Origin of the sequence: Rhizobium sp. HT1-10 (assembly GCF_049472505.1) — a bacterium.
Taxonomy (GTDB): Bacteria; Pseudomonadota; Alphaproteobacteria; order Rhizobiales; family Rhizobiaceae; genus Rhizobium.
This window is the reverse complement of record NZ_JBCEBQ010000001.1, coordinates 576881-591690: the sequence shown is the minus strand read 5'-3', so window position 1 is coordinate 591690 and position 14810 is coordinate 576881. Positions and strand designations below refer to the sequence as shown.

The following is a 14810-nucleotide window of genomic DNA, read 5'->3' as shown; positions in this document are numbered from 1 at the left end:
ATCTTGGTAATGTTGTAAAATGTTTCCGGCAGGGTAAAGAACAAGGCGATATTTTGCCCACCTCCCCGACGCGAAACACCCTATTCGCTGAGCAGCCGATCAAGCCTAGCCTGTTCGTCCTCGGTCAGCCGCGTGCCCGTCGGTTTACCGCGGCGACGGACAGCGTAGACGCCCATGGCGATACCGCCAGCCAGAAGAAGAGCGATTGGCGCGCCCCAGAGGATATAGGTCTTCTCGCCCAGTCTCGGCTTCAGCAGCACGAACTCGCCGTAGCGGGAGACAAGGTAGTCGAGGACCTGGCTGTCGCTGTCTCCATCGGTCAGGCGCTTGCGCACCAGAAGGCGCAGGTCCTTTGCCAGATCGGCATTGGAATCGTCGATCGACTGGTTCTGGCAGACCATGCAGCGCAGTTCGGCGGAAATTGCCCTCGCACGCGTTTCGAGCGCCGGATCGGGCAGCACCTCGTCGGGGTTGACGGCAAAGGCCGGCAGGGGGGCGAGCATGATGGCAATGAGCATCGCGATCGCCGCGACAGCCCCCCTCTGTCCTTTCGGGACATCTCCCCCACAAGGGGGGAGATCGGCCGAGACTTCAGAGCCAAAAAGGGAAAACAACGATCTCCCCCCTTGTGGGGGAGATGTCGGCGTAGCCGACAGAGGGGGGTATGCCCGCCGCACCCTCATTCGGCCGGCTCCATGGACGCCCGCACCGGCTTGGCCCGCCGGCTGGGGGCGCCGACGCGCAGGCGCCGGTCGCTGAGCGAAATCATGCCGCCGAGCGCCATGAGGATCGCGCCGCCCCAGATGCAGACGATCATAGGCTTCCACCAGATGCGCACGACGATGCTGCCGTCCTTGCCGGCATCGCCGAGCGAGACATAGAGCTGGCTGAAGCCGAAGGTTAGGATGCCGGCCTCGGTGGTGGCGCTCTTGCGGGCGGTGAAGATGCGTTTGGCCGAGGAGACGGTGGCGACGGAAACACCGCCGCGACTGACGGTGAAGGTGCCGCGGTCCTCGGTGAAGTTCGGACCGAGGCCGGGCTTCATGCCGTCAAAATGCAGGCTGTAGCCGCCGAGCTCCGTCGAGGCACCGGGTTTCATGTCGAGGATATTTTCGGTCTGGAAAGTGCTGACGGCGACAATGCCGAGGACTGTCACGCCAAGACCGGCATGGGCGAGCGCCGAACCGAAGGCGGAGCGCGGCAGGCCGGAGAAGCGCCGCCAGGCGAGATCGGCCGAGACCTTGCCGATGCCGGCGCGAAACCAAAGATCGGCGACCGCGCCAAAAATCAGGAACAGCCCGGCGGCAAGGCCGAGGACGGCCATCACCGGACCGCCATGCTGCAGGTAGAAGAGCACCAGGGCGGCCACGAAGGCGAGCCCGGCGGCGACATAGAGCCGCTGCAGGGCGCCGAGGAGATCGCCGCGTTTCCAGGCAAGCATCGGGCCGAACGGCACGGCCACCAGCAGGGGGATCATCAGCAGGCCGAAGGTCATGTTGAAAAACGGCGGGCCGACGGAGATCTTGTCGTCGGTCAGGGTTTCGAGTGCGAGCGGATAGAGCGTGCCGATCAGCACCGTCCCGCAGGCAACGGTGAGGATCAGGTTGTTGAGAACAAGCGCGCCCTCGCGCGAGATCGGCGCGAACAACCCGCCTGCCGTCAGGCGCGGTGCCCGCAAGGCAAACAGCGACAGCGCGCCGCCGATGAAGATCAGCAGGATGCAGAGGATGAAGACGCCGCGCGTCGGGTCGCTGGCAAAGGCATGCACGGAGGTGAGCACGCCGGAGCGGACGAGGAACGTTCCGAGCAGCGACAGCGAGAAGGTGAGGATCGCGAGCAGCACCGTCCAGATCTTCAGCGCGTCACGCTTTTCCATGACCAAGGCCGAATGGAGAAGCGCGGTGCCGGCGAGCCAAGGCATGAAGGAGGCGTTCTCGACCGGATCCCAGAACCACCAGCCGCCCCAGCCGAGCTCGTAATAGGCCCAGTAGGAGCCCATGGCGATGCCGGCGGTGAGACAGATCCAGGCAGCCAGCGTCCAGGGACGCACCCAGCGCGCCCAGGCGGCGTCGATGCGGCCCTCGATCAGGGCGGCCACGGCAAAGGAGAAGCACACGGAAAATCCGACATAGCCGAGGTAGAGCAGCGGCGGATGGATGGCGAGACCGATGTCCTGCAGCACCGGATTGAGATCCTTGCCTTCCGCTGGCGCCGGATAGAGGCGGGTGAAGGGATTGGAGGTGAGCAGAATGAAGAACAGGAAGGCCACCGAGATCCAGGCCTGCACGGCAAGAACGTTGGCGCGCAGCGTGTCCGGCAGGTTGCGGCCGAACAGGGCGACGAGCGCGCTGAACAGCGACAGGATCAGCAGCCAGAGCATCATCGATCCCTCGTGATTGCCCCAGACGCCGGAGACCTTGAAGACGGTCGGCATCATCGAATGGGAATTCTCCCAGACGTTGGCGACCGAGAAGTCAGACACGACATGGGCATAGGTCAGCGTGCCGAAGGAGAAAGCCACCAGGAGGAAAAGCGCCAGCGAGCCGGGCCGTGCCACATCCATCATCGCCTGATCGAGCCTGCGGGCGCCGAGCATCGGCAGGACGGCGACGATGATGGCTGTCGCCAGCGCCAAGACCAGCGCGTAGTGCCCGAGCTCAATGATCATTTGCTGGCCTCCTCGCCCTTCCAGACACCATCCTTCTTCAGGCGGTCGGCGACCTGCTTCGGCATGTAGCGCTCATCATGCTTGGCGAGCACTGTATCGGCAACGAAAACATCGTCTCCCGGCTCGAAACGCCCTTCCGTCACGACGCCCTGCCCTTCGCGAAAGAGGTCGGGAAGAATGCCGGTGTAGCGGACCTTGATGGCGTCTGCGCCATCGGTGACGGCAAACTGCACCGTCGTCCCTGCGCCGCGCACCACCGATCCCTCGCCGACGAGGCCGCCGAGCCGGATCAGCGTGCCGGGGCCGACGGGCTTCTTGGCAAGATCGCCCGGCATGTAGAAATAGGCGACGGACTGGCTGAAGGCGAACATGACGAGGAGCACGGCGGCGATGATGAAGCTCATGCCGCCGCCGATGACAGCCAGGCGTTTCTGCTTGCGGGTCATGGCTGTATGCTCTCCAAGGGAAGGCCGAGTTGCCTTGCGAGCGCCACCAGCTGTTGTCCCTGGTCGCCGCTTGCCGGAAAGGCGGCAAGCCCCCGCTTCACGGCGTCGATGGCCCTGTCCCTATCATTCAGCACCGTATAGGAACGGATCAGCCGCATCCAACCTTCGAAATTGGCCGGGTCCTGCTTCAGCTTGGCATCGAGCGTGTCGACCATGCCGCGGATCACCTTCTGGCGGTCTTCGGCATTCATGTCATCGGCGGCGGCGACCTCGCTGGCATCGGGTCCACCGGGCGCCTTCGGATTTTCACTGGCGGGCGCTGCCGGCGCGCCGCCGTTCTTGGCGATGTGCTCGCGGACCAGCGGCAGCCATGGCGCGGTCGCCGGTGACTCGCTGGCAAGGGCTGCAAAAGCCTTCCTTGCCTCCTCCGCCTTGCCTTCCTGCTCGAAAGCAAGCGCCAGATAGAATTTGGGGGTCGGATTGTCCGGCTGCAATCGTAGCGACGTCTGCAGCGCCTCGCGCGCCTCGGCGGTCACCACGCCGCCCGATTCCAGCAGCAGCGCTTCGGCAAGGCTGCCCAGCCGCTCCGGCGTCGGTCCCAACAAGCGGATGGCGTTGCGGTAGGCGACTTCGGCATCGTCAAGGCGACCAGTCTTGGCATAGATCGGGGCCAGCACGTCCCAGCCTTTTCCGTCATCCGGATTCTCGGCCAGATGGCGCTCGGCCTTGACGACGAGGATGGCCATGTCGTTGCCCGGATTGGCAAGCCTTGCCGCGAGCGGCTGCGAGGGCAGACCGGGCTCGCCGGTCCGCAAGTAGAGACAGAGCCCCAAGGCGGGCAAGAGGAGGATGATGAAGGCCTGGGCCCATAACGAGCTCCTGCGTCCGACCGACGTGCTCATCGGTGTGTCGGGTAACGCCGAAACCGCCAGCAGCCGCCGGCCGATTTCCGCCCTGGCGTAGTCCGCCTGCTCCGCAGTGATCAAGCCGCCTGCAAGATCGCGATCGAGTTCGGATAGCTGATCGCGATAGACCGCCGCCTCACCGGCGCGATCGAGCGCCACCGCCGGCGCGCCGCGCAGCAACGGGATGAGAAGGACAGCGCCGACACTCGCCGTCAACACGGCGACGATGATCCAGAACAACATCGTATCGCAATACTTTAACAGCCGTCGCATTCCAATCGTCAAAGCGTCGATGACGCACATTTGAGGCGATTGGTCGCGTTGCCTGTCGGTGTCCCCATAGGTCGCGAGGCACTGCTCGATGCCGACAGCCGGACGCTTTCGTTTCCGGAATGGGTCGACCGCCTATTCCAGCGGCGTCCAGGTGCCGTCGTCGTTACGGCAGGCGGAGCCGCGCGCGACCGTCGCCTTGCCATCGACGGTGACGGTGTGCGTGTACTGGCGGCAGTTCTGCGAGCCGACCTGGTAGGGAGCGGCGGCCACGACCTGGCCGCTGATGTTGCGGCCGCTCCAGACGACCGGCTGGCCACCGGGAGCAGCCTCGAGGGCGCGGTATTCCGCCTCGAGCGCTCTTTGCTTGTCGCTGTCGCTGATCGTCAGCCCTGTGTGGCTGACGATCCCGCCGTCCAGCGCCGTGATGAAGGTTGCCGAGGAGTTGCTCTTGATCGGAGACAATCGCCCAAGGGCGCCCTTGCCGGCGGTGGTGCTGCAGCTGGACAGCGAAACCGCCACCAGCAGGACGGCAACGATCGAAGGGGAAATGCCAAGCTTCATGCAATCGAACCAGAATCAATTGCCCGTGGACGCGACAGAAACGCTGCAGTCCATGGCGGGCATCCCCATGGCGCGTATGATCTTTCTGGCATCATGCCAGCACTCACGCAACATCCTTTACGATGCCCGGTAGAATTAACGTGGCCTGCAGTCCGCCGGCGTTACCGCGCGACAGGGTCAGCACCCCCTGATACTCGGCGGTGATCTCGCTGACGATCGACAGGCCGAGCCCCGTGCCCGGCTTGCTTTCGTCCAGGCGCCGACCGCGCTTCATCGCCTCGCGGATCTGGTCCGGCTCAAGGCCCGGGCCATCATCCTCGACGACAAGCTCGACCCAGTGGCGCCTCATGGGATCCAGCCCCTTCACCTCAGGCGCGGCTTCTGCGGCCCGCACGATGACCTTGTGCCTGGCGAACCTTGCGGCATTTTCCAACAGGTTGCCGACGGTCTCCTCGAGATCCTGCTGTTCCATGGCAAGGGCAAGACCTGTCGTGATCGTCAGCTCGAACTCGATCGCGTCGTTCAGCCTCCGCATGACGCGAACCAACCGTTCGAGCGCCGGTTCGGCGTCGGTGCGTGCGAGGACCGTATCGCGCTGGGCGGCAATGCGGGCGCGGTTAAGATAAGACTGCACCTGGCCCTGCATGGCCTCGGCCTGCCCCTTGACCAGATCGCCGTGGGATTGATCGAGCACCCGCGACTCGTTCAAAAGCACGGCAATCGGCGTCTTCAGCGAGTGCGCGAGATTGCCGACCTGCATGCGAGCCCGCTCGACAATACGGCGATTGCTTTCGATCAGCGCATTGACCTCGTTGGCCAGCGGCAAGATTTCGCGCGGGAAATCGCCCTGCAGCCGTTCGCTCTCGCCAGCCCTGATGCGCTCGAGGGCGCCGCGCGCCTGGTCGAGCGGCCTGAGGCCATAGAGAATGGCCAGCGCGTTGACGATCAGGCTGCCTATGCCGAAGACGATAAGCGATAGATAGAGACTGTGGGAGAAAGAGCCGACATCAGCCTCGATGACATCGATATTGCCGGTGACGCGGAACCGGGCCGAGCGACCGTCGCCTTCGAAGACGATTTCCGTTTCTGCCACCTGGACCCGGTTGCCGACGCTGTCGGTGACGATGTAGTAGCGTTGGTAGTTTTTGTCGAAGGGCGCTTCCAGCACCGACAACACCGGAAGATTGACGGAGCCGAGGGAGGGAGAGACCAGCGGCGGCGAGGTGAAGGTCCCGAGCGGCTCGACAATCCAGTACCAGCCCGTCTTTGGCTGGACATAGCGCAGGTCGCCCAGCTGCGGCGTTCCAGCAAGCGCCCCCTCTTCGCCAATACTGACGGAATTAATGAGGTTGCTCAGTTGTGCCCGCAGCAGGTCCTGGAAACCGCGCTCAGCGCTCTTGCGGTACAGCGTCGAGATGACCAGGCCGATGACCACCAGCGCGACTGCCGACCACAGCGTGGTCAGCAACAGGACGCGGGCGGTGAGCGACTTAATTGGCATTGGTGGTCGGCGCTTGAATGCGGTAGCCCAACCCCCGAACCGTTTCGATGAGGTCGACGCCCATCTTCTTGCGCAGGCGTCCGACAAAGACTTCGATCGTATTGGAATCGCGATCGAAATCCTGGTCGTACATATGCTCGACCAGTTCGGTGCGCGAGACGACCTCGCCCTTGTGATGCATGAGGTAGGCCAGCAGGCGATATTCATGCGACGTCAGCTTCAGCGGCTTACCGTCGACGCTCGCCTTGGAACTCTTGGTGTCCAGCCGGACCGGGCCGCAGGTGATTTCGGAGGAGGAATGGCCGGCAGCGCGGCGGATCAGCGCACGGATGCGGGCGAGCACCTCTTCGACATGGAACGGCTTGGCGACGTAATCGTCGGCACCGGCATCGATGCCGGCAACCTTGTCGCTCCAGCGATCACGCGCGGTCAGCAGCAGCACCGGCATTCCCTTGCCGGCCGATCGCCATTTCTCGAGCACGGTTATGCCATCCACTTCCGGCAGGCCGATATCGAGGATGATGGCATCGTAGGGCTCGGTATCGCCCAGGAAATGCCCTTCCTCGCCATCGAAGGCGACATCGACAACATAGCCGGCCTCCTTCAACGCATCGGCCAGCTGCCGGTTCAGGGTGACGTCGTCTTCAACTACGAGAATGCGCATGTTTTTGCCCGATTGCTGCCGTTTTGCGATGCATCATGTGCATCTCCTACATCGGAACCTTTACAGTCACCTTACGCGGGCGCTCCCCATTGCCCTGGACGAGCACCGTGATGACGCAGGCGTCGCCGGAAGGCTGCACCGACAGAAGCTGCCCTCCGGTCTTTTCCACAACCTGGGCCGCAGCATCGCTGCAGTCGGACTTTGCCCGAGCGACCAGCGTCGGCGTCGTCACCGGCAATGCAGCCGATCCCGCCATCATGGCGAGGATCGCTGCTACGCTCAAGGATGATGCCATGCTCATTAACTTCCATGGAGACAAGAACTTGTGGCGATAGTTACCCAAAGCCGTCTGAATGGCAAATGAATGGGTAGTGATATCCTTTGCCAACAGGTTGCAGCGGAAATCTCGTTCACTAAATTGTGCTTACCTCAGCTGGATTTGATCTGCCGGTTCGCCGTGAGGCGTCCGTAGACCGCAACCAGTCCGCCCACCGCGCCGGCGATGGAAACGGCGGAATCGACGATCGTCGCCTGGCTTGCCGCGTCGAGCTGCAGGCCCTTCATCTGCAGCCCGGAGGCTGCGACGGCGAGCAGCGCGCCCCAGATCGTCTTCGAATAGTACCAATGCTTTGCGTCTTCCATGATAAACTCCTCTGGTTGCAAACTAGACCGCGATGACGGCAGACGACGGGATGCCCGTCGGCACCCGCTGCCCCATCTGCGAAATGACGATTGTGAAGTGGGATTGGCGTGTGCCGAAATCCGAAATCTCGTCGGCAGCGGCATAGGTGAAACTGGGGATGCCGACAGCCACCCGCCGCTTCAGCACGCCGCCCTGCATGAGATCGATACGATAGGCCTCGGTGGGTTCATCGAGCGGGATATCCGCCGCCATCCAGCTATCGGCATCGATTCTTCCGCGCCTAATCCAGGTGAAGGTCGTCGAGCCATCAAGGTTGCGGCGGCCGTTGAGACGCACCGGCGACAGGGGCGTTTGCGCCCTGACACCCCCGGCAAACACGAAGGGGCCGGCCCTGTCGCTCGATCCGGCCGCCTCGGCGATCCAGTTGAGCCGCAGGCCCGTTTCCTCACTGGTTATGCCGAGCGAGGCGACTGCGTCGTCGAGCATGACGAAGGCAGCCCCGGTGGCGGCGCCTGCTTGCATCGCGTCTTCGGTGCCGGCAAGGCCGCGCAACAGGCCGGAAAGGCGCCACCGACCGGCGGCGACTTCCTCGGCCTGCAAGAACGCGCCGATTTCCCATATGCCTGCCGCGCTGCCGATAGCAAAACGGTTGGCGCCGTTCAGCACCGACACCTTCAGCGCCGATTCGAGTTCGCCATTGGCGAGGTCGACGTCCACGGCCTGCGACCAGTCGAACCGACCGCTGACGGCGCCGGCAAGCGATGTCGCCAAAGTGCCGATGCGGGCTGGCCGGTCGAGGAGAACGCGCCTGGCATAGGCCTCGGTCGACGGCGAAGAAGAAAGCTGCGTGGTCCGCCAGGGTCGAGCAAAAGCCGCGCCACGGGCGAAATCTGCTGCCGCGCCGCTTTCGAACTGCGGCAGATCCATCAGGGCGATCATGGGTGCGAAGATGGCCGAAGCCGTTCCGGCCACAGACTTAGGCGGCGTGACGGCAACAGGTGAACCGCCGATCAGCGGTGCGAATTCGCGCGCCTCGATTTTGCGCGCTGCCCCATCCTCGATGCGGGTCACCAGAAAGCACCCTTCTGGGCCTCCGGGCAGAGATATCACGTCGCCCGGCTGCACCTGGATTGCGGTCGGCGGCAGCGACAGGCTGAGCGCGCGGCGCGAGATGCGGTTGTCGCGCAGGAGCGCCTCGGCCGCCTGCAGCACGGCTTCCTCCGGTAAAACGGCGCCGAGGTCACTGCGCAACAGGCGATGGGAGGCGGACGGCGCGCGGCGCGAGCGGACGCTTGCCTGCTCGTAGTCCGCCAGCGGGTCGTAGAAGGTGATGATAGCCTCTGCGGCGAAATCGCTGTCATGGCCTCGGGTCTCCTGCCATAGCGGCTGATCCTCGCTGTCGACGACGGCGTCGATGGCGATGGCTGGCAGGCTCGCGGCCGCGCGTGAGCGAAAGCGCAGCACAGCGCCATCCTCGACGACATCGATCTGGAAGACTTCGAGCAACGGCGCCAGCAGGTCGCGAGCGGAGGCGAGGCTACCCTGCGCATAGCCCACGAGGTCACCGCTCACCTCAGACACGTCGAAGTCGTTGAAATTCTGATCCTTGAGAATGGCGGCGATGATGTCGGCAAGCGTGCCGGCGCCGAGCCGACCGTTCAGCCAGTGGCCGGTCCGCCAGTTGTCGCCGTCACTCCATAGACCGGTATCGGCGGGAAAGGCCGGATAAGGCCGCGCGTCCCAGGTCCAGACAAAGACGCGCGCAGGCTCGACGCACGCAGACCCGGCCCAATGCTCGTGATGGGCCTCGAGGAAGCGCCGCTGGACGCTGTCGGCGCGCAGGCGGTTGGAGAAATACGGCTCTGCCGACTCCACCGACTTCGGATCGAGAAAGACGTTGGGCTGATTGGCACCCTTGTCGATCGCCGGGCAGCCGAGCTCGGTCAGCCAGATCGGCTTTGCCCGGGGTATCCAGGCAGTCGGCGCGGTCTGCTCGACGCCGCCGATCCGGTTGCGATGCACGTTCGCCCACCAGCTTTCGATATCCTTGTAGCGGAAGATCCATGGCTTGCCGCTGAGCCCATCGCTGATCGGCAGCCTCCGTCGCGCCGTCCGGTCGGCCTCGCTGGCATAGTACCAGTCGAAGCCCTCGCCGCTGGTGATCGCCGCAGTCAGCCCGGCAAGGTCGTCGGCAACCCGGAAGCCATCCGGATTTCCCGACGAGAGATCTTCGTCCCGCCAGTCGGACAGCGGCATGTAGTTGTCTATCCCGACAGCATCGATGGCGGGAGAAGCCCAGAGCGGGTCAAGATGAAAGTAGACGTCTCCGCTGCCGTCCGCCGGATGGTAGCCGAAATACTCGCTCCAATCGGCGCCGTAGGTGAGCCTGGTCGCCGGCCCGACGATCGCACGAACGTCCGTGGCAAGGGTGGCGAGCGCCTGGACAAAGGGAAAGGTGCCGCCGGCATCGCGCAGTTGCGTCAACCCGCGCATTTCAGAGCCAAGGATGAGGCCGTCGACGCCGCCTGCGGCGACCGCCAGGCGGGCATAATGCAGAACCATCCGCCGGTAGCCGCGATCCACACCATGATAGGTGACCGAAGTGCCGTCGACGGTGAAATCCGTTGCCCTCGCCGTGCCGCAAAATGCGCTGATCTGCGCGGCCGCCGCAGCTGTTCGGTCCGCCGTCCCCGGTCGGCCGATAGCGGGAAAGGCGGTAACCCGGCCGCGCCAGGGGTAGGCTGCCTGCTCTGATGCGCCCTCCGGATCCGGCAATCCGTTGCCCAGCGGAACGTCCATCATCAGGAACGGATAGAGGACGACCTTCAGCCCCCGCGCCTTGAGATCGGTCACCGCCTGCAGCACGCTGAGATCGCTCGGGGTTCCGCCATAGGCGGGGCTGCCATTGTTGGCGCTGATCAGGTGCGCATTCGCACGGGCGATACCCGATACCGACCATGAACTGCTTTCGCTGCTACGCGTCAGCGTCTCCACGCCCGGAACGACCTGACAGCTTCCGGCGCGCAGGTCCGTGCCGAACCAGGCAACGACGAGCGCCACGCTCTCGAGATTGGGACAGAGCGACACCAGCTCGTCGATCGAGGCGTGCCAGTCGGTCGACGCCGTCAAGACGTTGCGGTTGATAGCCCGTGCGCTGCCGGCGCTGGTTTTTTCGGTAACCCTGACGGTATTGTATCCATGCTCCGTGGAGCCCGGTATGATAGTCACGGCGCGGATCTGGCTCTCCAGCTTGCCGATCGGCCGCACCACTTCGAACTGCAGCAGGGGAATGCGATTGCCGAAGTTATCGAGCGGCAGCCGGTCGAAGACGACATAAGCGAGGCCCCGATAGGCGGGCACCTCTCCTGCGCGCTGTTTGGCCGCGACGAGCGGATCCGGCAACTGGTCCTCGGTGCCCCTGTAGACCCGCATCTCGATCTCCGTCAGGTCTAGCTCCTTGCCATCCGCCCAGACCCGGCGGATGCAGGCGATCTCTCCCTCGCAGAGGCCAACCGCGAAATTCGCAAAGTAGCGAAAGGTTTCGACGCGCGGGCCTGTCGCCTTGCCGCCCGAGCGCTCGGACGAGACTGCTTCCTCGAACCGCGTCGCCCAGATCAACGTACCACCCAGCCTGGCGGTGCCGTAGAGGCGGGTGATGGCCGTACCCTCGTCGGCGCCCGGAATGCGGGCGGTCGACAGCCGCGCGCCGGAGATCGTTCGCCCGCCATTGATCAGCGCCTTGTCGACGACGCTGCCAGCTAGGGCCCCCGCCGCCCGGCCGATCATCGCGCCAACCGGTCCGAAGACGCCACCCAGCGCCGCCCCCGCTGCCTGAAAGAGGATGGTTGCCATGAATATCTCGCTGATGATTGGAGCACAGGCAATCATCGCCGGGCGACGCCAGGCTTGATGCTCATCTTAAAATTGCATTACAAGAGGTGTTCGATAGCAGAAGCAGCACGCGCCGCGCCAGCCGGCGCATCGGCGAGGATAGGCCCCGCCGACCTTGGCAAGGGCCTTGCTCTCGAACATGGAGGTGAGGTTATGTGGTGGTTTCCACTTAGCGTCACGCTGACTGTGAGGAAGACCCGGACGAGCTGGCTATTGACCGTCCGGGTCGAAATGGCAGTCTAGCAAATGGTGAGCGAGGTTCCAGCCTCGCTCACTACTCCAAAATACTAAAGGTTGTCGGCTTTTGCAAGCAAGCTATAGCCGCTCGCATCAACCCGGATTCATCAACATCACAAGCTACCACATCCTTGCGTTGCAAATTATCTCAAAATTTGCATCATTGCGACGTCGAGTGCAGAAGCAGCGAGCGCCGCGCCAGCCGGCGTGTCGGCGAGGATTGGCCACGCCGACCTTGGCAAGGGACCTTGCTCTCGAACATGGAGGTGAGGTTATGTGGTGGTTTCCACTTAGCATCACCCTAACCGTGAGGAAGACCCGGACGAGCTGGTTATTGACCGTCCGGGTCCAAATCACAGGATAAGCAAAAGGTGAGCGAGGTTACAGCCTCGTTCACCACTCCAAAATACTAAAGGTTGTCGCGCCTTGCAAGTGGGGCGGCGTTATCGGCCATGACATGGAAAGGCGAATGCACCCGCAACGCGGCGTCGCCAGGAGGCGACGAGCGGAGAGCGGAGGACGGCGGCGTGTTCATAGGCGTGGATGAAGTGCCCGCCGTGATCGAGAATGGCCGCGTGCTTGGCCGCATATTCCGGCCGCCAGCGAAACAGGATGAGGTCTCCTGGCGCTGCATGCTCAAGACCATGGCTCGGTCCGAAGTGGCGCAGTGCCGCCTTCATCAACCGGTCGTCGCCGCTGCGCTCGGCCCAGTCCCGCGCGTAGGCCGGTGGCAGTTCGGGGTCCTGGCCGTATAGCTCGCGCCAGACACCGCTGATGAGGCCCAGGCAATCACAGCCCACTGCCTTGGTCGAGCCCTGGTGCCTGTAGGGCGTGCCGATCCAGCTGGCGGCGATCTCGAGCACTCGCCCGGTATTGCAGTCGGTCATGAATAGAGCGGGCTCCCGTCGTGCAAACTTGTCCCGTTTGCATAGGCATAGGCAAAATCGGCGCCCGGCATGTGCGGGAATCCGCGAAAATTGAAAGCATTGGCGAACTTGGTTCGACAGCTCGAAAAGGCCTTGTCGCATCCCGCCGTCAGCGCGACGCGGGCTCCGACTGCCGGCACGATATCCAGCGGTAGCCACAGAATGAGCTGCGCGGTCGTCCCCGTGACGGAGTGGCTTTCGATATCGACCGCAAGTCCCGCTCCTGGCCCATCGAGAAAGGTGAGCCTGCCGCGCGAGAAATAGCCGTCGGCAAAACCGCTGATACCGGCAACGACGATCCGCGTTGCATCCCTGAACGACACGACGGTTGCCTCGGCGCGATAGGGCGGCCGGGTCAGGTCGATGCCGCACCTGCCATCCCCGAGCACGGCGTCGCAGCGGCGGTTGTAGATGCGGCCTTGCGGCTCCGACAGGCGAGCGGCAAAACTGCGCAACTCGGCCTGGAACTGACCGGTCTGCCGCGTGACCTCACCGATCTCCTGCACCTTGAGCAGGAGATGCTGCTCCCGGGCTGCCCAGTTGACCAAGTAGACCTCCACCCGTGCACCGTCATAGAGACCGGCCGCAAGGTCGACCTCCGAAATTGCATCATTGGAAAGGCCGCCGGCCACTTCGCTCGAGGGTGCAGAGAGCCCGCCCTCCTCCTCTCTTTCGCTGGCGGAAAAGCCGCTGGCCGCAAGGAAGCGGGTGTCCAAGAGGTTCAGATCGTGGTCATGGTCGGTGAAGCCGAGCGCGAGGCCGTCGCGGCGGATGACGCGCCAGCAATGGCAAAGGGTGGTGGCGTCGCCGGCAAGATGGGCTGCGAGCCCAGCATCGATCGCTCTCATGGCAAAATCTCCACCAGGGGAATGGAGGGTATGCGGCCGGCCTGGAAAGCCGACAGGATGACGTCGATGCGATCGGTATCGAAGCGCACCGGAACGTCGAAGGCAAAACCGGCCGTGACAGCGGCACCGGACGACGGAACGGCGTGTGCCGCAAAGAGGATGATGCCGGTCGCCGGATCACAGCTGAAATCGCCCGTTGGCACGACCGCCCCATGCACCGCAACCGTTACCGATCCGGCGACAGGCTTGGCGATGGCGCGCACAGACTGGCCGGCGGCGTCGGCATAAGTTTTGGCGAGGGCGAAACGGGGCGTTGTCCCGTCGCCTGTGCCGATCCGTTGGTCGAGCGCCGTCACCGGCACACCCGGAGGCGCTGATGCGTGATCGACGGGGTCGCGAAACCGGAAGCCATAGAGCTGGCCGTTGCGGGCCTCGAAAAAGGCCAGCACCTCGTAGAGATCATCGACCGAGCGGATACCGGAGCCGGCGTCGTAGCTTCGGCGCGCATCGCGCCAACGGCTGTTGCGGCATTCACGACCGTTCGACAGGTTGACGATATCGGTGCGCCGCACCGGCCCACCGCTGGTGCCGAGCGACAGGCGCAGCGGAAAGCGGATATCATGGAAAGCAGTTGTCATCAGTGTCCTCAAAGATTGCGCTGGCCGCGCAACGCGGTGCGGGCCAGCATGGCGGAAATCTGCCCCTGGCTCTTCTGAAAGCCCGGCACATCGGGCGTGGTGATGTTGAAGACGACCGAGGAACCGCCGCCGCCCGAGGTCGCGACCCCGAGCGAACCATCCGGGCCGCGCTTCAGCGGCAGGATCGCCTCGGAACCCGCCTCGCCCATCAGGCCGAGATCGCCGCCCATCGGGAAATAGGTCGGCTGCGCAACGACGCCGCCATCGGCAAAGGCCGTCACCCGGCCGGGAACGCCGCCCTTGGCGAAGCCTAACAGCTTGCCGATGCCGCTGGTCAGGCTGTCGGCAGCGCCGCCGAGCGCCGTTTCCAGCGGTTTCAGGCCGGCCGACAGGGCGATGCCGGTCAGCCGGTTGGCGAGCCCCTGCAGGACGGAATCGAGCCCCTTGCCGCCCGTGGTCGCCGCCGTCAGGGCGCTCCCGAGCGCCGATCCGAAGGAACGGGAGCGGCTGTCGAGATCGTCAAGCGTCTGCTTGAGCGCAAGCGCCTCGGCATTGGTGTCAGCAAGATCATTGGCATCGGTCATGGAAGGTCCTCGGTTGCGGTTCTTC

General features: G+C 64.2%; 14 protein-coding genes. All 14 read right to left on the bottom strand.

The genetic code is table 11. The features are described from left to right. Nucleotides 1–80: 80 nt before the first annotated feature. Nucleotides 81–518 (bottom strand): cytochrome c-type biogenesis protein, encoded by a 438-nt coding sequence (locus tag VH564_RS02975; RefSeq protein ID WP_423338324.1) that lies wholly within the window; start codon nucleotides 516–518, stop codon nucleotides 81–83. A gap of 161 nt (nucleotides 519–679) precedes the next feature. Further along, nucleotides 680–2668, bottom strand: coding sequence for a heme lyase CcmF/NrfE family subunit (locus tag VH564_RS02970; RefSeq protein ID WP_423338323.1), 1989 nt, complete (start codon nucleotides 2666–2668; stop codon nucleotides 680–682). After that, a complete protein-coding gene (gene ccmE / locus VH564_RS02965) occupies nucleotides 2665–3114 on the bottom strand; it encodes a cytochrome c maturation protein CcmE (RefSeq protein WP_423338322.1) in 450 nt (149 codons plus the stop codon). The genes VH564_RS02970 and ccmE overlap by 4 nt, the downstream gene beginning before the upstream one ends. Further along, the gene (gene ccmI / locus VH564_RS02960) at nucleotides 3111–4262 is read right to left on the bottom strand and encodes a c-type cytochrome biogenesis protein CcmI (protein ID WP_423338726.1); all 1152 of its coding nucleotides are present in this window, start codon (nucleotides 4260–4262) and stop codon (nucleotides 3111–3113) included. The genes ccmE and ccmI overlap by 4 nt, the downstream gene beginning before the upstream one ends. A gap of 162 nt (nucleotides 4263–4424) precedes the next feature. Continuing rightward, on the bottom strand, nucleotides 4425–4853 hold the full coding sequence (locus VH564_RS02955) for a hypothetical protein (protein ID WP_423338321.1): 429 nt from the start codon (nucleotides 4851–4853) through the stop codon (nucleotides 4425–4427). Between the two features lie 103 nt (nucleotides 4854–4956). Further along, nucleotides 4957–6354 (bottom strand): ATP-binding protein, encoded by a 1398-nt coding sequence (locus tag VH564_RS02950; protein WP_423338320.1) that lies wholly within the window; start codon nucleotides 6352–6354, stop codon nucleotides 4957–4959. After that, entirely contained in the window at nucleotides 6344–7018 is a 675-nt protein-coding gene (locus VH564_RS02945) for a response regulator transcription factor (RefSeq protein ID WP_423338319.1), read from the bottom strand. Before VH564_RS02945 ends, VH564_RS02950 begins: the two co-directional genes overlap by 11 nt. Nucleotides 7019–7064: 46 nt before the next feature. Then, nucleotides 7065–7313: a hypothetical protein gene (locus VH564_RS02940; protein ID WP_423338318.1), complete on the bottom strand. Its 249-nt coding sequence runs from the start codon at nucleotides 7311–7313 to the stop codon at nucleotides 7065–7067. Nucleotides 7314–7447: 134 nt separating this feature from the next. Beyond that, the gene (locus VH564_RS02935) at nucleotides 7448–7660 is read right to left on the bottom strand and encodes a hypothetical protein (protein ID WP_423338317.1); all 213 of its coding nucleotides are present in this window, start codon (nucleotides 7658–7660) and stop codon (nucleotides 7448–7450) included. A gap of 22 nt (nucleotides 7661–7682) precedes the next feature. Further along, nucleotides 7683–11513: a baseplate multidomain protein megatron gene (locus VH564_RS02930; protein WP_423338316.1), complete on the bottom strand. Its 3831-nt coding sequence runs from the start codon at nucleotides 11511–11513 to the stop codon at nucleotides 7683–7685. Nucleotides 11514–12232: 719 nt separating this feature from the next. Further along, a complete protein-coding gene (locus VH564_RS02925) occupies nucleotides 12233–12676 on the bottom strand; it encodes an NlpC/P60 family protein (RefSeq protein ID WP_423338315.1) in 444 nt (147 codons plus the stop codon). Then, nucleotides 12673–13563 carry a DUF2163 domain-containing protein gene (locus VH564_RS02920; protein ID WP_423338314.1) on the bottom strand — a complete coding sequence of 297 codons (891 nt, stop codon included), beginning with the start codon at nucleotides 13561–13563 and terminating at the stop codon, nucleotides 12673–12675. The genes VH564_RS02925 and VH564_RS02920 overlap by 4 nt, the downstream gene beginning before the upstream one ends. Beyond that, complete coding sequence (locus VH564_RS02915) at nucleotides 13560–14201, bottom strand: phage distal tail protein, Rcc01695 family (protein WP_423338313.1); 642 nt, start codon at nucleotides 14199–14201, stop codon at nucleotides 13560–13562. Before VH564_RS02915 ends, VH564_RS02920 begins: the two co-directional genes overlap by 4 nt. 8 nt (nucleotides 14202–14209) lie before the next feature. After that, entirely contained in the window at nucleotides 14210–14785 is a 576-nt protein-coding gene (locus VH564_RS02910; RefSeq protein ID WP_423338312.1) for a phage tail tape measure protein, read from the bottom strand. Nucleotides 14786–14810: the final 25 nt, after the last annotated feature.

Coding starts and splice junctions, on each gene's coding strand:
- ccmI (WP_423338726.1), bottom strand. CDS start 4,262: ATGTTGTTCTGGATCATCGTCGCCGTGTTGACGGCGAGTGTCGGCGCT.
- VH564_RS02925 (WP_423338315.1), bottom strand. CDS start 12,676: ATGACCGACTGCAATACCGGGCGAGTGCTCGAGATCGCCGCCAGCTGG.
- VH564_RS02935 (WP_423338317.1), bottom strand. CDS start 7,660: ATGGAAGACGCAAAGCATTGGTACTATTCGAAGACGATCTGGGGCGCG.
- VH564_RS02975 (WP_423338324.1), bottom strand. CDS start 518: ATGCTCATTGCCATCATGCTCGCCCCCCTGCCGGCCTTTGCCGTCAAC.
- VH564_RS02950 (WP_423338320.1), bottom strand. CDS start 6,354: ATGCCAATTAAGTCGCTCACCGCCCGCGTCCTGTTGCTGACCACGCTG.
- VH564_RS02970 (WP_423338323.1), bottom strand. CDS start 2,668: ATGATCATTGAGCTCGGGCACTACGCGCTGGTCTTGGCGCTGGCGACA.
- VH564_RS02930 (WP_423338316.1), bottom strand. CDS start 11,513: ATGGCAACCATCCTCTTTCAGGCAGCGGGGGCGGCGCTGGGTGGCGTC.
- VH564_RS02910 (WP_423338312.1), bottom strand. CDS start 14,785: ATGACCGATGCCAATGATCTTGCTGACACCAATGCCGAGGCGCTTGCG.
- VH564_RS02940 (WP_423338318.1), bottom strand. CDS start 7,313: ATGGCATCATCCTTGAGCGTAGCAGCGATCCTCGCCATGATGGCGGGA.
- ccmE (WP_423338322.1), bottom strand. CDS start 3,114: ATGACCCGCAAGCAGAAACGCCTGGCTGTCATCGGCGGCGGCATGAGC.
- VH564_RS02920 (WP_423338314.1), bottom strand. CDS start 13,563: ATGAGAGCGATCGATGCTGGGCTCGCAGCCCATCTTGCCGGCGACGCC.
- VH564_RS02955 (WP_423338321.1), bottom strand. CDS start 4,853: ATGAAGCTTGGCATTTCCCCTTCGATCGTTGCCGTCCTGCTGGTGGCG.
- VH564_RS02915 (WP_423338313.1), bottom strand. CDS start 14,201: ATGACAACTGCTTTCCATGATATCCGCTTTCCGCTGCGCCTGTCGCTC.
- VH564_RS02945 (WP_423338319.1), bottom strand. CDS start 7,018: ATGCGCATTCTCGTAGTTGAAGACGACGTCACCCTGAACCGGCAGCTG.